This is a genomic window from Thermobifida sp. (assembly GCF_017577275.1).
GTDB classification, from domain to species: Bacteria; Actinomycetota; Actinomycetes; order Streptosporangiales; family Streptosporangiaceae; genus Thermobifida; species Thermobifida fusca.
Genome location: NZ_PITY01000017.1, coordinates 141,679 through 159,951 on the forward strand (window position 1 = coordinate 141,679; position 18,273 = coordinate 159,951).

Genomic DNA, 18,273 nt, shown 5'->3' on the forward strand with positions numbered 1-18,273 from the left:
AGGGCCCGGCCGGCAGCCTCACCCGCAGGGCCTAGGAGCGGGCGGGCGGGGCTGCCAGCCAGGCGTCCACTCCGGCGAGCATCTCCTTCTTCCGCGCCTCCGGGGCACCGGACGCGCGGATCGACATCCGGGCCAGTTCGGCCAGCTCCGCATCAGAGAAGCCGAAGACCTCCCGGGCGATGTGGTACTGCTCGGCCAGCCGGGGACCGAACAGCAGCGGGTCGTCGGCGCCGAGCGCGACCGGCACCCCCGCGTCGAACAACCGGCGAAGCGGGACCTCCTCGAGCTCGTCGACCACCCCGAGACTGACGTTCGAGGTCGGACACACTTCGAGGGTCACCTCCTGCGCGGCCAGCCGCTCCACCAGGACAGGGTCTTCGACCGCGCGCACCCCGTGCCCGATGCGGTCGGCCTGCAGCATGTCCAGGCACTCGCGCACACTCCGCGGCCCGCTCAACTCCCCGCCGTGCGGCGCCAGCAGCAGGTCGGCCCGGCGCGCAATCCGGAACGCGCCCTCGAAATCCAGGGCCCGCCCGCGCCGCTCGTCATTGTTCAACCCGAAAGACACGACCCCGCGGCCCGCGTACTGGACCGCCAGCCGGGCCAGGGTCTTGGCGTCCAGCGGATGCTTGGTCCGGTTGGCCGCCACCATCACCCCGATCCCCACCCCGGTCGCCGCCTCCGCAACCTGCGCGGCGTCCAGGATCAACTCGAGCGTGGCGGTCAGACCACCGAAACGGGACGCATACCCGCTGGGATCCACCTGGATCTCCAGCCAGCCGGCACCGGCAGCCCGCTCGTCCTCGGCGGTCTCCCGCAGCAGCCGGTACAGGTCGTCGGGGGTTTGCAGCACCGAACGGGCGATGTCGTAGAGCCGCTGGAAGCGGAACCAGCCCCGTTCGTCGGTGGCACGCAGCTTCGGCGGCCACTCCTCGACCAGCGCGTGCGGCAGGTGCACCCCGTGCTTGGCTGCCAGCTCGATCAGGGTGGAATGCCGCATCGAACCGGTGAAGTGCAGGTGGAGGTGGGCTTTGGGAAGTTGTTCGATGGGACGTCTCATGACACAAGGGTGCCGTAAAGCGTCTCCCAATGGTGCCCAATGAAACGAAAGAAGCCGTCCGCCTCGAGGACGGACGGCTCAGCTGGTACGGCCACCTGCCCCGCACAGCCGCGAGGCGCCGCACCTGACGCCGGTCAGTGGGCTTCGCTCAGCAGCTTGGCGATCCGGCTGACCCCTTCGACCAGATCGGCGTCGCTCAACGCGTAGGACAACCGCAGGTAGCCCGGAGTGCCGAACGCCTCGCCCGGGACCACCGCGACCTTGGCGTGCTCCAGGATCAGCGACGCCAGCTCGCTGGAGGTCTGCGGACGCTGACCGCGGATCTCCTTGCCGAGGATCTCCTTGACCGACGGGTAGGCGTAGAACGCGCCCTGGGGCTCGGGGCACACCACACCGGGGATCTCGTTGAGCATCCGCACAATGGTCTGCCGCCGCCGGTCGAAGGCCTGCTTCATCTCCTCCACGGCCGACAGGTCGCCGGAGACCGCTGCCAGAGCCGCGGCCTGCGAGACGTTGGCCACATTGGAGGTGGCGTGCGACTGCAGGTTGGTCGCAGCCTTGACCACGTCCACGGGGCCGATGAGCCAGCCGACCCGCCACCCGGTCATGGCGTAGGTCTTGGCCACCCCGTTGACCACCACGGTGCGGTCGGCCAGTTCCGGAACTTCCACCGGCATCGAGGAGAACCGGGCGTCCCCGTAGACGAGGTGCTCGTAGATCTCGTCGGTGAGCACCCACAGGTTGTGTTCGAGGGCCCACCGGCCGATCTCGCGGACCTGCTCGGGCGAGTACACCGCGCCGGTCGGGTTCGAGGGGGAGACGAACAGCAGCACCTTGGTGCGGTCGGTGCGGGCCGCCTCCAGCTGCTCGACCGTGGCCAGGTAGCCAGTGGACTCGTCGGTGACCACGTAGACCGGGGTTCCTCCGGCCAGCCGGATCGATTCAGGGTAGGTGGTCCAGTAGGGCGCGATCACGATGACCTCGTCGCCCGGATCGAGCAGCGTGGCGAACGCCTCGTAGATCGCTTGCTTGCCGCCGTTGGTGACCAGGACTTGGTTCGGCTCCACCCGGTAGCCGGAGTCGCGCAGCGTCTTAGCCGCGATGGCTTCCTTGAGTTCGGGGAGGCCTCCCGCCGGGGTGTAGCGGTGGAAGCGCGAGTCGCGGCAGGCGGCGACCGCTGCCTCCACGATGTAGTCGGGCGTGGGGAAGTCAGGCTCCCCGGCGCCGAAGCCGATCACGGGATGCCCAGCGGCCTTCAGGGCCTTGGCCTTGGCGTCCACCGCCAGGGTCGCTGACTCGGAGATACCGCCGATGCGTGCGGAGATACGAGGTCGGTCAGTCATGGCTCCATCGTTCCATGCCTGCTTCCGGAGTTTGATACTCCGGTAGGCCGACGGGAAAGGACGAAAGTCACCCGGGTGTCACTCTCCGCTGCACCTTGCTTACCAGCGATAACGGAATCCGAGTTGGTTATAGGCACAGAGTTGGCATAGACTCTGGCCACTGATAGCCGGTTCGCAGCCGACGACTGCGGGCTATCTGGCCGTGGAAGCCGGTAACCGGTTATCGTGTAGTCAGGCATGGCCAAGGGCAGTAGCTCAATTGGTAGAGCACCGGTCTCCAAAACCGGCGGTTGGGGGTTCGAGTCCCTTCTGCCCTGCAAACGAGACTCTGAGAGCAGAGTGTCCCGAGCCCTAAGGACCTGAGGTGGCACAGACTGACACGGGCGCCAAGAGCGGGGAGCGGAAGCGTCGTACCGGTCCGGTGACCTTCACCAAGCAGGTCGTCGCTGAACTCCGTAAGGTCCGCTGGCCAACTCAGCGCGAACTCTTTACCTACACCGTTGTGGTCATCGTGTTCGTGCTGATCATGATCGGCTATGTGTCCCTCGTGAACTTCGGCTTCGGCGAAGGCGTCACCTGGCTGTATGGCCTGGTGGGCCAGGCAGCCTAACCCGGCATATCCGAGGTCGGCACGGTCAGAAAGGTCTCATCGCCTCGGGTGAGACCATAAGCTGACAGTGCTGGCCTCTTGTGTTTTCGAAGCCAGTAGTGAGCGCTTAATCCGACGAGAGAAAGAGCAGCCGTGTCCGAGTCCCCACTGACCTCTGACGACCTCCCCAACGAGGAGCGGGATCAGTCGTCGGCGGAAGAGACCGGTCCGCGTGCCGAGCAGGCGGAAGCTGCTGAGGTTGCCGACGAAGTCGAGGCCCAGGAGAGCGACACCTCCAAGGACCAGACTCCCGAGCTCGACCCGATCGAGGAGTTCAAAGCCGAGCTTCGGCTGCTGCCCGGCGAATGGTACGTCGTGCACACCTACGCGGGCTACGAGAACCGGGTGAAGGCCAACCTGGAGAACCGCACGCAGTCCCTCAACATGGAGGACTACATTTTCCAGGTTGAGGTGCCTACGCAGGAGGTCACTGAGGTCAAGAGCGGCAAGCGACAGCAGGTCACCGAGAAGGTGCTGCCCGGCTACGTGCTGGTCCGCATGGAACTCACCGACGAGTCCTGGGCGGCCGTCCGGCACACGCCTGGCGTCACCGGTTTCGTGGGTCTGTCGAACCGCCCTGTCCCGCTGAGCCTCGACGAGGTTGCGGAACTGTTGGCGCCCGAGCCCGAGACGGAAGAGGAGCAGGCGAAGAAGGAAGCCGAGCCTCGTGGCGAGGTCGAATACGAGATCGGCGAGTCAGTCACCGTGATGGACGGTCCCTTCGCCACGCTTCCCGCCACCGTCAGCGAGGTCAACCCCGACACCCAGAAGCTCAAGGTGTTGGTGTCGATCTTCGGGCGGGAGACACCGGTGGAACTGGGATTCAACCAGGTCTCCAAGATCTGACAGTTCGCTTAGACTTGACGGGTCCACCTCGGTGGGCCCGTCATGCACTGGCCCGTAAGGCTGGAAGACGACCGAACGGTCCCCGCGGTCACCGAGCCGCCCCCGCCACGTTCCGGGGGCAGGAAATCCCGGCTGCCCTGCCCTGGGCCGCCGTGTGCCCCGCTACGCAGGCGGGGCGAGGGGCCATGATCAACCCGAGATGTAAGACAAGGACCCGAAATGCCTCCGAAGAAGAAGCTTGCGGCTGTGGTTAAGGTCCAGCTTCCCGCTGGTCAGGCCACTCCGGCGCCGCCTGTCGGTACCGCGCTTGGTCCGCACGGCGTCAACATCATGGAATTCTGCAAGCAGTACAACGCTGCTACAGAATCCCAGCGCGGCAACATCATCCCCGTAGAAATCTCTATCTACGAGGACCGCTCCTTCAGCTTCGTCACCAAGACGCCTCCGGCGCCTGCGCTGATCCTCAAGGCCGCCGGGCTGGAGAAGGGGGCCAGCACGCCGAGCCGCAGCGTCGCCGGTTCGATCACGCGGGACCAGGTCCGCGAGATCGCACAGACCAAGCTCCCTGACCTGAACACCACCAGCCTGGAAGCCGCCGAGAAGATCATCGCCGGCACCGCCCGCTCCATGGGCATCGAAGTCAAGTAGTCAGGCGCCTTCCGGCGACTGTCTTTTTCTCTTTGTTCCTCCGTGGCAGGGCCAGGCGCTGGCCCACACCACAAGCCTTTCCCAGGAGTACCCGTGAAGCGCAGCAAGAGCTACCGCAAGGCGGCTGAGCAGATCGACCGCACTCGGCTCTACACGCCCGCCGAAGCTGTCCGGTTGGCCAAGGAGACCAGCACCGTCAAGTTCGACGCGACCGTCGAGGTCGCTATGCGGCTGGGTGTCGACCCGCGTAAGGCCGACCAGATGGTGCGCGGCACCGTCAACCTGCCCCACGGCACCGGCAAGACCGCCCGGGTCCTGGTCTTCGCTGCCGGTGAGCGTGCCGAGCAGGCCCGGGCCGCAGGCGCCGACTACGTGGGCGACGACGACCTGGTCGAGCGGATCCAGCAGGGCTTCCTCGACTTCGACGCGGTCGTGGCCACCCCCGACATGATGGGCAAGATCGGTCGCCTGGGCCGCATCCTCGGTCCGCGCGGCCTCATGCCCAACCCGAAGACCGGCACGGTCACCATGGACGTGGCCAAGGCGGTCTCCGACATCAAGGGCGGCAAGATCGAGTTCCGCGTCGACCGCCACGGCAACCTCCACCTCATCATCGGCAAGGTCTCCTTCGACGAGCAGAAGCTGCTGGAGAACTACCTGGCCGCCGTCGACGAGGTGCTGCGGCTCAAGCCGTCCGCTGCGAAGGGGCGCTACATCAAGAAGATCACCTTGACCACCACGATGGGCCCCGGTATCCCGGTCGACCCGAATGCCACGCGTGAGGCGGCGAAGGCTGCCTGACGTTTCAGCGCAGAGGTGGTAACGGGCGCACTCGACACTGTCGAGGCGCCCGTTTTCTGTGAATTGCGCCATATATATGCCGCTAGGTGGGATGCGCGATCCGGGCAATGTCCTGGCACGGTGCAGCTTCCGCCCTAGCGCTGGGGCAGAACGGCGGGGCGGGCAGGTGCCCGGAGCTGCGGCTGAGATGGTGTGGGCAGGATCCCGTTCGACTCGGCTCTGCTTATCGCCTAGCATGGAACACTGCCGAAGACCGCTGGTCGTCACCCGTGAGGTGGCCTAAGGTCCCGCAACAGTCGGGCGGCCCGCGCAGGTTGCTGTGAGCTTCCGGATCCGTGACGTGGTCCACCGCGTCCGCGATCCTGGGCCCCGCTGCGCTTGTGCCGGGGCTTTATTCTTTCGCGACCGCGCTGCTTGCCGCACGGGGATCTCGACCGGTGTTCACCGTTGGAAGGAGACCCATGCCGAGGCCGGATAAGGCAGCAGTGGTCGCCGAGCTCAAGGAGGAATTCCAGACCTCGAGCGGCGCCGTGCTGACCGAATACCGCGGGCTCACTGTTGCGCAGCTCACCGAGCTGCGTCGCAGCCTCGGCCAGAACGCACGCTTCCGTGTGGCGAAGAACACGCTGACCAAGATCGCGGCCAAAGAGGCCGGCGTGACGGACAGCGAGGTCCTCGACCTGCTCAAGGGTCCCTCCGCCATCGCCTTCGTCAAGGGCGACGTGGTGGAGGCAGCCAAAGGGCTGCGTGACTTCGCCAAGGAGAACGCGGCGCTGGTGATCAAGGGCGGCCTCATCGACGGCAAGCCGATGACGCCCGAAGAGATCACCAAGCTGGCCGATCTCGAATCCCGCGAGGTGCTCCTCTCGAAGCTCGCTGGCGCGTTCAAGGCCAAGCAGAGCCAGGCTGCCGCCGTGTTCCAGGCGCTGCCGTCCAAGGCTGTGCGGCTGGTCCAGGCGCTGGCGGACAAGCGAGGGGAGTCTCAGTAGACCCGCGGCCTTCTCCGCGGTGGGGGAGGTTCCGCATCTTCTGTCCGTGGCCGGCGCAGTCCGCGTCGGCGTTGCAGGCTCGGTGCCGCGTCGCAGAGCGCGGCTGCCGGTAGAGAAAGAGAGATCTCAACCATGGCGAAGCTCAGCCACGAGGAGCTGCTCAGCGCGTTCGAGGAGATGACTCTCCTGGAGCTCTCCGAGTTCGTCAAGCTGTTCGAGGAGAAGTTCGACGTCACCGCTGCTGCTCCTGCTGCGGTGGTTGCCGCTGCTCCCGCCGGTGGCGGTGGCGGCGAGGCCGCTGTTGAGGAGGAGAAGGACGAGTTCGACGTCATCCTCGAGTCCGCTGGCGACAAGAAGATCCAGGTCATCAAGGAGGTCCGCGGCCTCACCAACCTGGGTCTCAAGGACGCCAAGGACCTGGTCGACAGCGCCCCCAAGCCGGTGCTGGAGGGCGTCAACAAGGAGACCGCGGAGAAGGCCAAGGCTGCCCTCGAGGGTGCCGGCGCTACCGTGACCCTGAAGTAAGCCTTTTTCGGCTATGGCGGGCGGCTGCCCCTTGCGGGGCGGCCGCCTTCGTTGTTTTCTGGGCTGCGGCACGGGGAGCGTGTCCGGGAGCGCCTGCGTGGCCGGCGGCAGGGGAGAACACGACAGTGGGCCAGAGAGCCCTCTACCACGATTGTGTGATTTAAATCACGATCGCGTGGATGGGTAGTGCAGCGAGGCGAGGGGCAGCGGCAACCCCGAGGGTGAGTCGGGGCGCGGTACCGGGGCGGTGCCGTGCTGACCGTGCCTTCTCGTGCGGCGGCGTCCCCCGGTGGGGCCGGACGAACCGGGAAGCTGGCAGAGAAGTGGGGATTTCTTGACGACACCGTGAACTTTTCTTCTTTCCCCGATGTTGATTAGCTCACACCTCTTAGGGGCTGTGTATCCTCTCACTCTGCCGGAACTGGTCGGAATGCCCTCTCTGGGCTTGACGAATCGGCCCGCAACAGGGATGCTGCCAGATGTCTTTGAGTGGCCGCGAGGCACACTGGTGGACAGCGGTGTAGCATTCGGCTACACTGCCCTTTTGCGCTGCCCTTTGACGTTTCCTGTGGAGAGTCCGTGTGTCTGCGGGCTTGATCCTCAACTGACCTAGCCCGGCCCGCACGGTTCTCGCACCCGTAGATCCACCCCTGTCTGGTGGCTCTTCGGCATTGGAACGTCCGGCGTGCGCGCGCATCAACCGCCACAAGCCTTCGGAAGGACCCCTGTTGGCAGCCTCGCGCATCGCCTCCGCTAACGCCCTTGGTCCGAACCGCGTTTCTTTCGCTCGCATCAAGGAACCACTTGAGGTCCCGAACCTCCTTGCCCTGCAGACCGAGTCCTTCGACTGGCTGCTCGGCAACGAGAGGTGGCGTGCCCGAGTCGAAGCGGCCCGCAAAGCCGGCCGTAAGGACATTCCGGAGCAGTCCGGCCTGGAAGAGATCTTCGAAGAGATCAGTCCGATCGAGGACTTCTCGGGCACGATGTCGCTGTCGTTCCGCGACCATCGGTTCGAGCCTCCCAAGTACTCCGAAGAGGAGTGCAAGGACAAGGACATGACCTACTCCGCCCCGATGTTTGTGACGGCGGAGTTCATCAACAACGACACGGGTGAGATCAAGAGCCAGACGGTGTTCATGGGCGACTTCCCGCTCATGACCGCCAAGGGCACGTTCATCATCAACGGCACCGAGCGTGTCGTCGTCTCCCAGCTTGTCCGCTCGCCTGGCGTGTACTTCGACAGCCAGATGGACAAGTCCTCCGACAAGGAGCTCTACGGGTGCAAGATCATCCCGTCCCGTGGAGCCTGGCTGGAATTCGAGATCGACAAGCGCGACTTCGTCGGTGTCCGTATCGACCGCAAGCGCAAGCAGGCTGTCACCATCCTGCTCAAGGCGCTGGGCTGGACCACCGACCAGATCCTGGAACGCTTCGGCGAGTACGAGTCCATCCGCGCCACCCTGGAGAAGGACCCCACTGCGGGGACCGACGACGCGCTGCTGGACATCTACCGCAAGCTCCGCCCGGGCGAGCCTCCCACGAAGGAGGCCGCGCAGGCTCTGCTGGAAAACCTGTACTTCAACCCCAAGCGCTACGACCTCGCCAAGGTCGGCCGCTACAAGATCAACAAGAAGCTGGGGTTGGAGATCGACATCACCCAGGGGACGCTCACCGAAGAGGACATCGTCGCCACCGTCGACTACCTCGTCCGGCTGCACGCCGGGGAGAAGGAGCTGGTGCGTCCGCACGGCACCTTCCCGATCGAGGTCGACGACATCGACCACTTCGGTAACCGCCGGCTGCGTACCGTCGGTGAGCTCATCCAGAACCAGGTCCGCCTGGGGCTGGCCCGCATGGAACGGGTCGTCCGGGAGCGCATGACCACCCAGGACGTCGAGGCGATAACGCCGCAGACGCTGATCAACATCCGTCCGGTCGTCGCCTCCATCCGGGAGTTCTTCGGCACCAGCCAGCTCTCCCAGTTCATGGACCAGACCAACCCGCTGGCCGGCCTGACCCACAAGCGCCGCCTCTCCGCGCTGGGACCGGGCGGTCTGTCCCGTGAGCGGGCGGGCTTCGAGGTCCGCGACGTCCACCCGTCGCACTACGGCCGCATGTGCCCGATCGAGACACCGGAAGGCCCGAACATCGGCCTCATCGGCTCGCTTGCGGCCTACGCCCGGGTCAACTCCTTCGGGTTCATCGAGACCCCCTACCGCAAGGTGGTCGACGGCCGGATCACCGACGAGGTGGTCTACCTCACCGCGGACGAAGAGGACCGGTACGTCATCGCCCAGGCGAACACCCCGGTCAACCCCGACGGGACCTTCGCGGAGTCCCAGGTGCTGGCACGCCGCAAGGGCGGGGAGTTCGAGTCCGTCGCCGCGGAAGAAGTCCACTACATGGACATCTCCCCGCGGCAGATGGTGTCGGTCGCCACCGCCATGATCCCGTTCCTGGAGCACGACGACGCCAACCGGGCGCTCATGGGCTCCAACATGCAGCGTCAGGCGGTGCCACTGCTGCGTGCCGAGGCCCCGCTCGTGGGTACCGGTATGGAGTACCGCGCGGCCACCGACGCCGGCGACGTCATCCTGGCGGAGAAGTCCGGTGTCGTCGAGGACGTCACCGCCGACTACATCACCGTCCTGGCCGACGACGGCACCCGCAAGACCTACCGGGTCCACAAGTTCCGCCGCACCAACCAGGGCACCTGCTTCAACCAGCGCCCCATCGTCGAAGAAGGCCAGCGGGTCGAGGAAGGCCAGGTGCTCGCCGACGGACCGTCCACCGAGGCCGGTGAGATGGCGCTCGGCAAGAACCTCCTCGTGGCGTACATGTCCTGGGAGGGCCACAACTACGAGGACGCCATCGTGCTGTCCCAGCGCCTGGTCGAAGAGGACATCCTCTCCTCGATCCACATCGAGGAACACGAGGTCGACGCGCGCGAGACCAAGCTGGGCCCCGAGGAGATCACCCGCGAGATCCCCAACGTCAGCGAGGAAGTCCTCGCCGACCTCGACGAACGCGGCATCATCCGCATCGGTGCCGAGGTCGCCGACGGTGACATCCTCGTCGGTAAGGTCACGCCCAAGGGTGAGACCGAGCTGACCCCGGAGGAGCGCCTGCTCCGCGCGATCTTCGGGGAGAAGGCCCGCGAGGTCCGCGACACCTCCTTGAAGGTGCCGCACGGTGAGTCCGGCAAGGTCATCGGTGTGCGCGTCTTCAGCCGCGAGGAAGGCGACGAGCTTCCTCCGGGCGTGAACGAACTGGTCCGCGTCTACGTGGCCCAGAAGCGCAAGATCACCGATGGCGACAAGCTCGCCGGACGGCACGGCAACAAGGGTGTCATCGCCAAGATCCTCCCCAAGGAAGACATGCCCTTCCTGGAGGACGGCACCCCCGTGGACATCGTGCTCAACCCGCTGGGTGTGCCTGGCCGGATGAACATCGGCCAGATCATGGAAATGCACCTCGGGTGGCTCGCGAAACACGGGTGGAAGGTCGAAGGCGACGACGCCGAATGGAAGCGCCGGCTGCGTGACATCGGGGCACACGAGGCACCGCCCAACTCCAAGGTCGCGACGCCCGTCTTCGACGGTGCCCGGGAAGACGAGATCAGCGGTCTGCTGAGCTGCGTCCTGCCCGACCAGGACGGCGACATCCTGGTCAACAAGTTCGGCAAGGCCAAGCTGTACGACGGACGCACCGGCGAACCGTTCAAGGAGCCGGTCGCGGTCGGCTACGCCTACTTCCTGAAGCTGCACCACCTCGTGGACGACAAGATCCACGCCCGGTCCACCGGCCCGTACTCGATGATCACCCAGCAGCCGCTGGGTGGTAAGGCGCAGTTCGGTGGACAGCGCTTCGGCGAGATGGAGGTGTGGGCGCTCGAGGCCTACGGCGCTGCCTACGCCCTGCAAGAGCTGCTCACCATCAAGTCCGACGACATCAACGGTCGCGTCAAGGTCTACGAGGCCATCGTCAAGGGCGAGAACATCCCCGAGCCCGGCATCCCCGAGTCCTTCAAGGTGCTCATCAAGGAGATGCAGTCGCTCTGCCTCAACGTGGAAGTTCTCTCCCGCGACGGCATGTCCATCGAGATGCGCGACAGCGAGGAAGACGTCTTCCGTGCGGCCGAAGAACTGGGTATCGACCTTGGTCGGCGTGAGCCGAGCAGTGTCGAAGAGGTCTGATTCCGCGATCCAAGAGCAGGGGACGAATTAAGTGCTCGACGTCAACTTCTTCGACGAGCTCCGGATTGGTCTCGCGACCGCTGACGACATCCGTCAGTGGTCGCACGGCGAGGTCAAAAAGCCGGAAACCATCAACTACCGGACCCTCAAGCCCGAAAAGGACGGACTCTTCTGCGAGAAGATCTTCGGTCCGACCCGGGACTGGGAGTGCTACTGCGGTAAGTACAAGCGGGTCCGCTTCAAGGGCATCATTTGCGAACGCTGCGGTGTCGAGGTCACGCGGGCCAAGGTGCGGCGGGAACGCATGGGCCACATCGAGCTGGCCGCTCCCGTCACCCACATCTGGTACTTCAAGGGCGTGCCCAGCCGCCTGGGCTACCTCCTCGACCTCGCACCCAAGGACCTGGAGAAGGTCATCTACTTCGCGGCCTACATGGTCACCTGGGTGGACACCGAGGCCCGCGAGCGCGACCTGCCGTCCCTGGAAGCCCAGATCTCCGTCGAGCGGCAGCACCTCGAGCAGCGCCGCGACTCCGCGATCGAGGAGCGCCACCGCAAGCTCGAAGCCGACCTGGCCGAACTGGAGGAACAGGGCGCCAAGGCGGATGCCCGCCGCAAGGTGCGCGAGGCCGCCGAGCGGGAGATCCGGCAGATCCGCGACCGCGCCCAGCGGGAGATCGACCGCCTCGAAGAGGTCTGGAACCGCTTCAAGAACCTCAAGGTCCAGGACCTCGAAGGCGATGAGCAGCTCTACCGCGAAATGCGGGACCGCTTCGGCAAGTACTTCCGCGGCGGTATGGGCGCCCAGGCGATCAAGGAGCGGCTGGCCAACTTCGACCTGGAGGCCGAAGCCGAGAAGCTCCGCGAGATCATCCGCACAGGCAAGGGCCAGAAGAAGGCCCGCGCCCTCAAGCGGCTCAAGGTCGTCTCGGCGTTCCTCAACACCCGCAACAGCCCGATGGGCATGGTGCTGGACTGCGTCCCGGTGATCCCGCCGGACCTGCGTCCCATGGTTCAGCTCGACGGTGGCCGCTTCGCCACCTCCGACCTGAACGACCTGTACCGTCGGGTCATCAACCGCAACAACCGGCTCAAGCGGCTTCTCGACCTCGGCGCGCCCGAGATCATCGTCAACAACGAGAAGCGCATGCTCCAGGAGGCCGTTGACGCGCTGTTCGACAACGGCCGCCGCGGCCGCCCCGTCACCGGTCCGGGCAACCGTCCGCTCAAGTCCCTGTCCGACATGCTCAAGGGCAAGCAGGGACGGTTCCGCCAGAACCTGCTGGGTAAGCGCGTCGACTACTCTGGCCGCTCGGTCATCGTGGTCGGCCCGCAGCTCAAGCTGCACCAGTGCGGCCTGCCCAAGCAGATGGCGCTGGAGCTGTTCAAGCCGTTCGTGATGAAGCGCCTGGTCGACCTGAACCATGCGCAGAACATCAAGAGCGCCAAACGCATGGTGGAGCGGGCCCGGCCCGTGGTGTGGGACGTGCTGGAGGAAGTCATCTCCGAGCACCCCGTCCTGCTCAACCGGGCGCCGACCCTGCACCGCCTGGGCATCCAGGCGTTCGAACCGCAGTTGGTCGAGGGCAAGGCCATCCAGATCCACCCGCTCGTCTGCACCGCGTTCAACGCGGACTTCGACGGCGACCAGATGGCGGTCCACCTGCCGCTGTCGGCGGAGGCCCAGGCCGAGGCGCGCATCCTGATGCTCGCCACGAACAACATCCTCAAGCCCTCCGACGGCAAGCCGGTCACCATGCCCACCCAGGACATGGTCATCGGCCTGTACTACCTGACCACCATGAAGGAGGGTGCGAAGGGAGAAGGCCGGGCGTTCAGCAACATCGGCGAGGCCATCATGGCCTACGACCTCGGCGAACTCGACCTGCAAGCGAAGATCAAACTGCGGGTCGAGGGCGACACGGTGCCGCCGGTGAACTGGGAGCCGCCCGAGGACTACCAGCCGGGCCAGCCGTACATCCTGGAGACCACCCTCGGCCGGTACCTGTTCAACGAGACCACGCCCGAGGACTACCCGTTCGTCAACCAGCAGATGGGCAAGAAGCAGTTGTCCGCGCTGGTGACCGAACTGGCGGAGAAGTACTCGAAGGTCCAGGTGGCTACCACCCTGGACGCCCTCAAGGACGCCGGATACTACTGGGCGACCCGTTCGGGGCTGACCATCAGCATCAGCGATGTGATCCCGCCGCCGAACAAGCAGCAGATCCTCGACAAGTACGAGCAGCAGGCCCAGAAGATCCAGCGCCAGTACGAGCGTGGTCTGATCAGCGACGACGAACGCCGCCAGGAGCTGATCCACATCTGGACCAAGGCCACGGACGAAGTGGCCAAGGACATGGAGGAGAACTCGCCTCCGGACAACCCGGTCTGGATGATGGTCAACTCCGGATCCCGCGGTAACCCGCTGCAGGTCCGGCAGATCGCCGCTATCCGCGGCCTGGTCTCCAACACCAAGGGTGAGACGATTCCGCGGCCGATCAAGTCCTCGTACCGCGAGGGCCTAACGGTGCTGGAGTACTTCATCTCCACCCACGGCCAGCGGAAGGGTCTGGCGGACACCGCGCTGCGTACCGCCGACTCCGGATACCTCACCCGTCGTCTCGTGGACGTCGCCCAGGACGTCATCGTCCGCGAGGTCGACTGCGGCACTGACCGTTTCCTGTGGCAGGAGATCGGCGAACGGCGCCCCGACGGCACGATTGTGCGCAAGCACAACGTCGAGAACACCGGTTTCGGCCGGACTCTCGCCGAAGACGTGGTGGTCGACGGCAAGGTCATCGCGACCAAGCTGAGCGACACTACCGAGGCGCTGATCGACAAGCTGCTCGCCGCCGGGGTCACCCGGATCCGCATCCGCAGCGCACTGGTGTGCGAGTCCAAGATCGGGGTGTGCGCCACCTGCTACGGCCGCTCCCTGGCCACAGGCAAGCCGGTCGACGTCGGTGAGGCTGTCGGTATCATCGCCGCCCAGTCCATTGGTGAGCCCGGTACCCAGCTGACCATGCGTACCTTCCACATGGGTGGTACGGCGGGTCAGGACATCACCCACGGTCTGCCCCGTGTCCAGGAGCTGTTCGAGGCCCGCGTCCCCAAGGGCGTGGCCCCGATCAGCGAAGTGGAGGGCCGGGTCCGGATTGAGGAGACCGACAAGAGCCGTAAGATCATTGTCGTCCCGGACGACGGCTCCGACGAGGTCAGCTACCAGGTGCCCATGCGGGCTCCGCTGCTTGTCCAAGACGGGCAGCGCGTCGAAGTCGGTCAGCAGCTCGTCCAGGGTACGGTCAACCCGCACGAGATCCTGCGGATCCTCGGCCCGCGCGCGGTGCAACAGCACCTCGTCTCCGAGGTCCAGGAGGTCTACAAGTCGCAGGGTGTCTCGATCCACGACAAGCACATCGAGATCATCGTGCGGCAGATGCTCAAGCGGGTGAACGTCCTCGAGTCCGGTGACACTAAGCTGCTGCCGGGCGAAATGATCGAACGTCCCAAGTTCGAGGAGATCAACCGCCGCGTCGTGGCCGAAGGCGGCCAACCCGCTTCGGCTCGTCCCGTCCTCCTCGGCATCACGAAGGCGTCGTTGGCCACAGAATCGTGGCTCTCCGCGGCCTCCTTCCAGGAGACCACCCGGGTGCTCACCGAGAACGCCATTCACGGTAAGAGCGACCCGCTGCTCGGTCTCAAGGAGAACGTCATCATCGGTAAGCTCATCCCGGCCGGTACCGGTATGCCGCAGTACCGGAACATCCGGGTTGAGCCCACTGAGGAGGCCAAGGCCTCGATGTACTCGGTTTCCTCCTACGAGGAGCCCAGTGAGTACACCTTCGGCCAGGGATCCGGTGAGGCCGTTCCGCTGGAGGACTACGATTTCGGGTCCTACAACAGGTAACCCGGAACGATTGGTGACGTCTCGCTGAGCTGAACGACGGCGGTAGTGCATCTCACAACGGGCAGCACTACCGCCGTCCGTCGTTACCGGTTGACATACTCACTCTGGGAGAATCTGTTAAGCGCGCGAAGCGGTCGGGAGAACAAGCAGTGACGGAGCACGGGGGAGTGCCGGACCGACCAAGTGGCGGACAGGAGCGGTCTCAACGGCAGACGAGTTCCTGGTTTCAGCCCAGCGAGGAGCGGTACCGGACTCAGGCACAGTACCGAGACCCCTATGAAGAGCGGCAGAAGAACCAGGATGGTTCCGTAGACACGGGAGCGTCGGACCGCCCCGACACGCCGTCGGCCCCTCGCTACCCGAACAGCGGCGGCTATCCGGGCTTGGGCGGCTACCAGGGCGGCGCCCCCGGCATGGCCGAACCGTATCCTCCGGCGTTGAGTGGGACAGGACTGTCCGGAGACGCGCAGGCACCGTCGTTGGGCGGTGACTACCCCTTCGACCTTCCTCCCCGTGACCGGGTCCCCTCGTACCGTGACTTTGCGGAAAGTGGGACCGAACGTGCCGCTTCGGGCCAGGACAGGGACCTGGACGACGATTCCGGCCCCGGCTCTGCCTACGATCTCTCGACCCGCTCCTACCGCCCCGAAGACTTGTACCCCTCGGGAACGACCCCCTCCGGTGCGTCGCACTCGACCTTCTCCCCCGGAGTTGAGTCGACCCCGTCAACCCCCCAAGGCGCCACGTACCGGTTGGAGGATCCAACTCCAGGCACCACCTCGGGCTACGAGTTCGGACGCTCGCCATCCTCCCCCGAGTCCGCTCCATCCAGCGGCTCCTCCACCACCGGAACGTGGACGGTGAAGACAGAGGGCGAGCGGGGGGCCACGTACCGGTTGGAGGATCCGGCTCCGGGCACCACCTCGGGCTACGAGTTCGGTCGTCAGCCGTCCGAGCCCGCTGCGGCTGCAGAGCCTTCAGGCAAGGAAAGCGGACCGGAAGGGGCCACCGGTGGCTGGCCGTCGGCTAAGCCGGACAGCACCCTCCCCGGTTACTCCGCCGGTATCGGGAACCCCTACACGCCGTCGGCAAGCAGCACCGATACGGCGCCCGCCGGACAGAGCACGGAGGCTTCAGGAGGGCAGCCCCACCGGCCGCCTGATCCCACGAGCGTGTACCGCATCCCTACCGGAGACAAAGCGCAGTCGCCGCTTGCCCCCAACCGGATCGTGCCTCCCTACCGCACACAGGCCAATGCGCCCTACCCCGGCTGGGGCGGTGCGAAGAGCGAGGACAGCAGTCCGTTGGGCGATGGCGGGGCTTCTGCTGGCAGCTACGGGCCGTCAGGCCAGGGAGAGTCACGTTCTACGGCAGAGTCTTCGTTGGGTGAGTCCACGTGGAGTGGGCTGGGCACCGGAAGCAGTAGCCCGTTGGATGGCAGCGGGGCTTCTGCTGGTGGTGCTGAGTCTGTGGAGCGGGAGGAGCCGCGGTCTGCTGCGGACTCTCTGCTGGGTGAGTCCACGTGGAGCGGTCGAGGCGCCGGAGACAGCAGTCCGCTGGATGACAGCGGGGCTTCTGGTGCTCCGGGCGTTGTGGAGCGGGAAGAGCCGCGCCCGACGTCGGAGCCCTCGTTGGGTGAGTCCACGTGGAGTGGGCTGGGCACCGGAAGCAGCAGTCCGTTGGGCGATGGCGGGGCTTCTGCTGGCAGCTACGGGCCGTCAGGCCAGGGAGAGTCACGCTCTGCGGCAGAGTCTTCGTTGGGTGAGTCCACGTGGAGCGGGTTGGGCACCGGAAGCAGTAGCCCGTTGGATGGCAGCGGGGCTTCTGCTGGTGGTGCTGAGTCTGTGGAGCGGGAGGAGCCGCGGTCTGCTGCGGACTCTCTGCTGGGTGAGTCCACGTGGAGTGGGCTGGGCACCGGAGGCAGCAGTCCGTTGGATGGCAGCGGGGCTTCTGCTGGCAGCTACGGGCCGTCAGACCAGGGAGAGTCACGCTCTGCGGCAGAGTCCTCGCTGGGCGGCTCCCTGGGTACCGGCAGTGGAAACACGTGGGCTTTCAGCCGGGATGATCCCCGACTCCCGGACAGCGTGCGCGAGATCGCGGAACGCGCTGCCCAGCGGTCTTCCAGAACCGACACCTCCTCGGACCCCTTGTCGAGCTCGCACGACCCGCAGGCGACTGCGGCGTGGGATTCGTTGAAGACGACGGATTTCACGTCCCGGGATTCCGCGGACGACCGGTGGAACGGTGCTGCCGAGGACTCCACCGACGCCGAGGAGACCCGGCACGACTCTCCTGGTGAGAAGAACACGTCGGAGCAGTCGACTGCGGATCCCCTGCTGGCGATCGCCAACGAGCAGAGCCGGGCCCGCAGCAAGGAACTGGCCTCTCAGAGCGAAGCCGACAACTGGGACCTCGCGGAAGGGATCGTTAAGGAGAACACCGGGGCTGTCCCCCTGCCTCCCGATCTCAGCGAGGAGGTTCTCGAAGGCGACCGCTACGACGAACTGGGGTACGACGGGCGCAGCCGGGACGCGGATTACGACGACCGCGACTACGACGACTACCCGGAGGATCGCCGCTACGACCGGGACGAGGACTACGACAGCGGATGGCGCGGGGAAGGGGACCGCTCCTACGACGACCGGCGTGGTGGGGACGACGAGTACTACGACGACGTCGATGACCGGTACTATCCCGAACCGGTCCGCGATCGGGGTGCTCGCGCCTCCCGGCGGAAGGACAAGATCGCCAAGGAGTTCCCCGGGTTCACCGAGCCGGTCGGCGGGTCAGCCGCGGACTACCCCGGCTACGACAACATCGATGTGTGGCCCGAGACCGAAGGCTTGGCCACCGCGACCTTGTGGCTTGGTATCTTCGCCCTGCTCCCGGGCCTCGGCCTCCTGCCGGCGGTCGTCGCCCTGGTTCTGGGGCCCAAAGCGAAGAAGAACATTCGCGACTCCCAGGGACACCTTGAAGGCGAACAACTCGTCAAAGCAGGTACCATACTTGCGACAATTGGGATTGTTGTGAGCGTGCTCACTGTGGTCGGCTACGTGTTGCTGTTCTGAGTCGGCATGGCATTTCCCCGGCATCAGCGGAGAGGAGAGGTTTACCGAAAATTCGCTGACGCTGGGGAAAAGCGTGTCCGTGGGGACCGAAAAATCAACGCGACCACTCTTGACACGCCGTACACTAGAAGAAGACCTACGGCAGCATGAGGCTGCGGAGTGCGGACACCGGACCAGGTCACCCCGATTTTGACCGGGTGATCGGGGTTCGGTAGTCTCCAACTTCGTGCCCGTGAGTCTA

At 65.7% G+C, this 18,273-nt stretch carries 11 protein-coding genes and 1 tRNA gene; 10 read left to right on the forward strand and 2 right to left on the reverse strand.

All coding sequences use genetic code 11. The annotated features are described in order from the left end of the window. Positions 1-31: 31 nt before the first annotated feature. Together CW348_RS03945 and CW348_RS03950 are read right to left on the reverse strand one after the other, a co-directional pair. Positions 32-1,060 carry an adenosine deaminase gene (locus tag CW348_RS03945; RefSeq protein WP_011293085.1) on the reverse strand — a complete coding sequence of 343 codons (1,029 nt, stop codon included), beginning with the start codon at positions 1,058-1,060 and terminating at the stop codon, positions 32-34. A gap of 134 nt (positions 1,061-1,194) precedes the next feature. Then, the gene (locus CW348_RS03950; RefSeq protein WP_011293084.1) at positions 1,195-2,403 is read right to left on the reverse strand and encodes a pyridoxal phosphate-dependent aminotransferase; all 1,209 of its coding nucleotides are present in this window, start codon (positions 2,401-2,403) and stop codon (positions 1,195-1,197) included. 244 nt (positions 2,404-2,647) lie between these two features. Between CW348_RS03950 and CW348_RS03955 the strand changes: the two genes are divergently transcribed. From CW348_RS03955 to CW348_RS04000, 10 genes are all read left to right on the forward strand, one after another. After that, positions 2,648-2,720 (forward strand) — tRNA-Trp (locus CW348_RS03955). 47 nt (positions 2,721-2,767) lie between these two features. Beyond that, positions 2,768-3,013 (forward strand): preprotein translocase subunit SecE, encoded by a 246-nt coding sequence (gene secE / locus CW348_RS03960; protein ID WP_011293083.1) that lies wholly within the window; start codon positions 2,768-2,770, stop codon positions 3,011-3,013. A gap of 132 nt (positions 3,014-3,145) precedes the next feature. Then, entirely contained in the window at positions 3,146-3,898 is a 753-nt protein-coding gene (gene nusG / locus CW348_RS03965) for a transcription termination/antitermination protein NusG (protein ID WP_011293082.1), read from the forward strand. Positions 3,899-4,117: 219 nt separating this feature from the next. Further along, positions 4,118-4,546 carry a 50S ribosomal protein L11 gene (rplK, locus tag CW348_RS03970; RefSeq protein WP_011293081.1) on the forward strand — a complete coding sequence of 143 codons (429 nt, stop codon included), beginning with the start codon at positions 4,118-4,120 and terminating at the stop codon, positions 4,544-4,546. Positions 4,547-4,639: 93 nt separating this feature from the next. After that, positions 4,640-5,347, forward strand: coding sequence for a 50S ribosomal protein L1 (rplA, locus tag CW348_RS03975; RefSeq protein WP_011293080.1), 708 nt, complete (start codon positions 4,640-4,642; stop codon positions 5,345-5,347). A gap of 461 nt (positions 5,348-5,808) precedes the next feature. Beyond that, positions 5,809-6,336, forward strand: coding sequence for a 50S ribosomal protein L10 (gene rplJ / locus CW348_RS03980; protein WP_011293079.1), 528 nt, complete (start codon positions 5,809-5,811; stop codon positions 6,334-6,336). 132 nt (positions 6,337-6,468) lie between these two features. Next, positions 6,469-6,861: a 50S ribosomal protein L7/L12 gene (gene rplL / locus CW348_RS03985; protein WP_011293078.1), complete on the forward strand. Its 393-nt coding sequence runs from the start codon at positions 6,469-6,471 to the stop codon at positions 6,859-6,861. A 728-nt stretch (positions 6,862-7,589) separates the two neighbouring features. After that, positions 7,590-11,057, forward strand: a complete 3,468-nt coding sequence (gene rpoB, locus CW348_RS03990) for a DNA-directed RNA polymerase subunit beta (RefSeq protein WP_104612674.1) — start codon at positions 7,590-7,592, stop codon at positions 11,055-11,057. Between the two features lie 31 nt (positions 11,058-11,088). Beyond that, complete coding sequence (locus tag CW348_RS03995) at positions 11,089-14,964, forward strand: DNA-directed RNA polymerase subunit beta' (protein WP_011293076.1); 3,876 nt, start codon at positions 11,089-11,091, stop codon at positions 14,962-14,964. Between the two features lie 2,084 nt (positions 14,965-17,048). After that, a complete protein-coding gene (locus tag CW348_RS04000; RefSeq protein WP_016189241.1) occupies positions 17,049-18,032 on the forward strand; it encodes a DUF4190 domain-containing protein in 984 nt (327 codons plus the stop codon). Positions 18,033-18,273: the final 241 nt, after the last annotated feature.

Excerpts from the sequence above, each read along its gene's own strand:
- rplJ (WP_011293079.1), top strand. The coding sequence starts at position 5,809 with ATGCCGAGGCCGGATAAGGCAGCAGTGGTCGCCGAGCTCAAGGAGGAA.
- rplK (WP_011293081.1), top strand. The coding sequence starts at position 4,118 with ATGCCTCCGAAGAAGAAGCTTGCGGCTGTGGTTAAGGTCCAGCTTCCC.
- CW348_RS03950 (WP_011293084.1), bottom strand. The coding sequence starts at position 2,403 with ATGACTGACCGACCTCGTATCTCCGCACGCATCGGCGGTATCTCCGAG.
- CW348_RS03945 (WP_011293085.1), bottom strand. The coding sequence starts at position 1,060 with ATGAGACGTCCCATCGAACAACTTCCCAAAGCCCACCTCCACCTGCAC.
- rplL (WP_011293078.1), top strand. The coding sequence starts at position 6,469 with ATGGCGAAGCTCAGCCACGAGGAGCTGCTCAGCGCGTTCGAGGAGATG.